Annotated in this window: 4 protein-coding genes; 1 reads left to right on the forward strand and 3 read right to left on the reverse strand. The window is 71.8% G+C overall.

The window, feature by feature from the left end; genetic code table 11:
* Window positions 1–484 (reverse strand): universal stress protein (locus tag EF903_RS29755; protein ID WP_185902898.1); only part of this gene is annotated, 484 nt, incomplete at its 3' end.
* Window positions 485–633: 149 nt separating this feature from the next.
* On the opposite strand from EF903_RS29755, the gene EF903_RS29760 reads away from it, so the two are divergent.
* Window positions 634–981, forward strand: a complete 348-nt coding sequence (locus EF903_RS29760; RefSeq protein WP_125548104.1) for a helix-turn-helix domain-containing protein — start codon at window positions 634–636, stop codon at window positions 979–981.
* Window positions 982–1,000: 19 nt separating this feature from the next.
* On the opposite strand, the gene pflA is transcribed toward EF903_RS29760, so the two are convergent.
* Together pflA and pflB are read right to left on the reverse strand one after the other, a co-directional pair.
* On the reverse strand, window positions 1,001–1,729 hold the full coding sequence (pflA, locus tag EF903_RS29765) for a pyruvate formate-lyase-activating protein (RefSeq protein WP_125548105.1): 729 nt from the start codon (window positions 1,727–1,729) through the stop codon (window positions 1,001–1,003).
* A complete protein-coding gene (pflB, locus tag EF903_RS29770; RefSeq protein WP_125548106.1) occupies window positions 1,726–3,993 on the reverse strand; it encodes a formate C-acetyltransferase in 2,268 nt (755 codons plus the stop codon). Before pflB ends, pflA begins: the two co-directional genes overlap by 4 nt.
* Between the last annotated feature and the right edge of the window lie 29 nt (window positions 3,994–4,022).

The raw sequence follows: 4,022 nt of genomic DNA on the forward strand, positions 1-4,022 counted from the left end.
CCCAGGCAGTGGGGGCGACCGCGTGGACGGTGGGGCCGCCGCGCAGGGCCGCGGCCTCGATCAGCGTGCGCGCACCGAGCCCGTGCGGGCCGCGGCGGGCGGCCACCACGACCGGGGCCCGGTGGCGGGAGGCGAGCGCCAGCAGGCCCTTCGCCGCCGCAAGCCGTGACGGGTTGCCCTCGGGGAGGGGGAAGGCCTCGGGGATGTAGCCCAGGCGGAGCGGGCCCACCCTCGGCATGACCCGGGCGAGGACCGCCCGCACCGGTGCGGAAGCCGGCCCGAGGCCGGAGCGCTTCGCCTGCGCGGGCACCACGGCGATCAGCAGCAGGGGGGCGCGGCGGGCCAGTGCGATGCGGGCGGCCGCCTCGGCCACCGCCACGTCGTCGATGCGGTCGCTCAGGACCGCCGCCACCGGCCGGACCGGGCCCGAGGGGGCGGGGCGGCGGATGCCGTCGCATGAGGAGGAGGAGAACAGTCGGGTCATGGCACTTACCCGCCTTCCATACCGGGAGGAATGCCTCAAGCGTCACCCGACCACCCGATATGCGTCAACAGTTACGCGAAAATCTTTTCGCTAATAAAGGTGCGCCTGTAGGGGTTAACGCACGAAGCCGAGTTCGTATGATGGAAGCCATGAGCAGCTCATCGGCGCGCGGCGGCCAGTGGACCTTCCTGACGAATCACGCACGGGTGCTGCTGTGGATCGCGCGCGACCCGGAGGTCCGGCTGCGCGACATCGCGGCGGGCATCGGGATCACCGAGCGCGCGGTGCAGATCATCGTCGCCGACCTGGAATCGGCCGGGTACCTGACCCGGACCCGGGTGGGCCGCAGGAACCGCTACACCATCGACGCCAGCGTCGCCCTGCGCCACCCCTCCGAGGCCGACCACCCCGTGGGCGACCTCCTGGCGGCCTTCCTCCACCGCGAGGACGCGCCGGCCCCGGCCCTCGCCGAGCCCGGCGCGGCCGCCGCACCGTGACCGGGGAACCGCTGCCGCCTCACAGCGCCCGGAGGCCGTGGGCGCGGAACTGTTCGCGCACGCGCTCGACCAGGGCGCGGTCCGGTACGGGGTTGTCCCGGAGGGGGAAGCGCACGCCGAGGGAGTCGTACTTGGGTGCGCCGAGCTTGTGGAAGGGCAGCACGTCAACGCGGTCGATGTTGCCCAGCGCCCCCAGGAAGCCGGCCAGGCCGTCGACGGCCGCGGGATCGTCGGTCCAGCCGGGGACGAGGACGTAGCGGATCCATACGGGGACGCCGAGCCGGTCCAGCCGGGTCGCGAAGCCGAGGGTGGGCGCGAGGCGGCCGCCGGTCAGGCGCCGGTAGACGGCGGCGTCGAAGGATTTGACGTCGAGCAGGACGAGGTCGGTGTCGGCCAGGAGGGCGTCGTCGGCACGGATGCCGAGCGCGCCGGAGGTGTCGAGGGCGGTGTGCAGGCCGAGTTCCCTGCACCGGTGCAGCACTTCGGCGGTGAACGCGGACTGCAGCAGGGGCTCGCCCCCCGTGAGGGTCACTCCTCCGCCGGCCAGGTCGGTGAACCGCCGGTACCGCTCGATGCGGGACACCACCTCGTCCACCGTGGCCCGCTGCCCGTCGCGCATGTGCCAGGTGTCGGGGTTGGCGCAGTACAGGCAGCGCAGGGGGCAGCCGCTCAGGAAGAGGACGAAACGGGTCCCGGGCCCGTCCACGCCGGTGGACAGGTCCCAGGAGTGGATGCGGCCGGCGGTCATCGCGCACCGTGGAAGGTGCGGTTGACGACGTCGAGCTGCTGTTCGCGGGTGAGCCGGACGAAGTTGACGGCGTAGCCGGAGACGCGGATCGTCAGCTCCGGGTAGGCGTCGGGGTGTTCCATGGCGTCCTCGAGCGTGGCGCGGTCGAGGACGTTGACGTTCATGTGGAAGCCGCCTTCGGCGGTGTAGGCGTCGAGGATGCCGACGAGGTGGCCGGCGCGCTCGGCGGGGTCGTGGCCCAGGCCCTCGGGCGTGATGGTGGACGTCAGGGAGATGCCGTCGCGGGCCTGGTCGTAGGGGATCTTCGCGACCGACAGCGCCGACGCCGCCAGACCGTGGCGGTCGCGGCCGTTCATCGGGTTGGCTCCCGGAGCGAACGGCGCTCCGGCAGGCCGGCCGTCGGGAGTGCCGCCCGTGTGACCGCCGTACACCACGTTGGAGGTGATGGTGAGGACCGACTGCGTGTGTTCGGCACCCCGGTGGGCGGGGTGGCGGCGCACCTTGGCCATGAAGGAGCGGACCAGGTCGACGGCGATGCCGTCCGCACGGTCGTCGTCGTTGCCGTACGCCGGGTAGTCGCCCTCCACCTCGTAGCCGACGGCGAGCCCGGTGGCGTCCCGGAGCACCCTGACGCGAGCGTGCCTGATGGCGGAGAGGCTGTCGGCGGCCACGGACAGGCCCGCGATGCCGCAGGCCAGCGTGCGGTGGACCGGGTGGTCGTGCAGGGCCATCTCGATGCGCTCGTAGGCGTACTTGTCGTGCATGTAATGGATCACGTTGAGCGCGTTGACGTAGGTCGCGGCGAGCCAGTCGAGCATGCGGTCGTAGGCGGCGGCCACCTCGGCGTGGTCGAGGTATTCGCCGGTCAGCGGGGCCGCCGCGGGGGCGACCTGCTCGCCGGTCATCTCGTCGCGACCGCCGTTGATCGCGTACAGGAGGGCCTTGGCGAGGTTCACGCGGGCGCCGAAGAACTGCATCTGCTTGCCCACCGCCATCGCGGAGACACAGCAGGCGATCGCCGAGTCGTCACCCGTACGGGGGCGGAGGAGGTCGTCCGACTCGTACTGGATCGAGCTGGTGTCGACGGAGACCTGGGCGCAGAACCGCTTGAACCCCTCCGGCAGCCGACGGGACCAGAGGACTGTCAGGTTGGGCTCCGGAGCGGGGCCGAGGTTGTAGAGGGTCTGGAGGAAGCGGAAGGAGGTGCGCGTGACCAGAGGGCGGCCGTCCTCTCCGATGCCGCCGATGGACTCCGTGACCCACGTGGGGTCGCCGGAGAAGAGCGCGTCGTACTCGGGCGTGCGCAGGAACCGCACGATCCGCAGCTTGACCACGAAGTCGTCGACCAGTTCCTGGGCGCGGGTCTCGTCGATGCGCCCCTCGTCCAGGTCCCGCTGGAGGTAGACGTCCAGGAAGGTGGAGGTGCGGCCGAGGGACATGGCCGCGCCGTTCTGCTCCTTCACCGCGGCCAGGAAGCCCAGGTAGAGCCACTGGACGGCCTCCTGCGCGGTGGCGGCCGGACGGGAGACGTCGCAGCCGTAGGACGCCGCCATGCGTTCCAGTTCGCCCAGCGCCCTGATCTGCTCCGCCAGTTCCTCGCGGTCGCGGATGACGTCGCCCGAAGAGGGGATCCCGTCGAGCCGCGACCGCTCGGCCCGCTTGGCCTCGATCAGCCGGCTGGTCCCGTACAGCGCGACGCGGCGGTAGTCGCCGATGATGCGGCCCCGTCCGTAGGCGTCGGGCAGGCCCGTGATGATGCCTGCCTTGCGGGCACGCAGCATCTCGGGGGTGTAGGCGTCGAATACGCCGTCGTTGTGGGTCTTGCGGTAGGTACCGAAGACCGCCGTGACGAACGGGTCCGGGGCGAAGCCGTAAGCGCGCAGCCCGTTCTCGACCATGCGCAGCCCGCCGTTGGGCATGACGGCCCGCTTCAGGGGGGCGTCGGTCTGCAGCCCGACGATCAGTTCCCGGTCGCGGTCGATGTAGCCGGGCGCGTGCGACGTGATGGTGGACGGCGTCGCGGTGTCGATGTCGAGGACGCCCTTGCGGCGCTCCTCGGGGAAGAGGGAGGCGACGGCCTTCCACACGGCGAGAGTCCGGTCGGTGGGACCGGCCAGGAACGCGGAACCGCCCTCGTAGGGCGTGTAGTTGTCCTGGATGAAGGAGCGGACGTCGATCTCCCGCCGCCACTCCTCCCCGGTGAAGCCGCGCCACGGGGCGGCGGTGGTGCCGGTGTCGGCCGGGGGCTGCGCGGTCACGGTCATGTCGTCGTCTCCAGGGGATGGCGGCCTTG

The sequence above is a fragment of the Streptomyces sp. WAC05292 genome (assembly GCF_003949955.1).
Taxonomy (GTDB): domain Bacteria; phylum Actinomycetota; class Actinomycetes; order Streptomycetales; family Streptomycetaceae; genus Streptomyces; species Streptomyces globosus.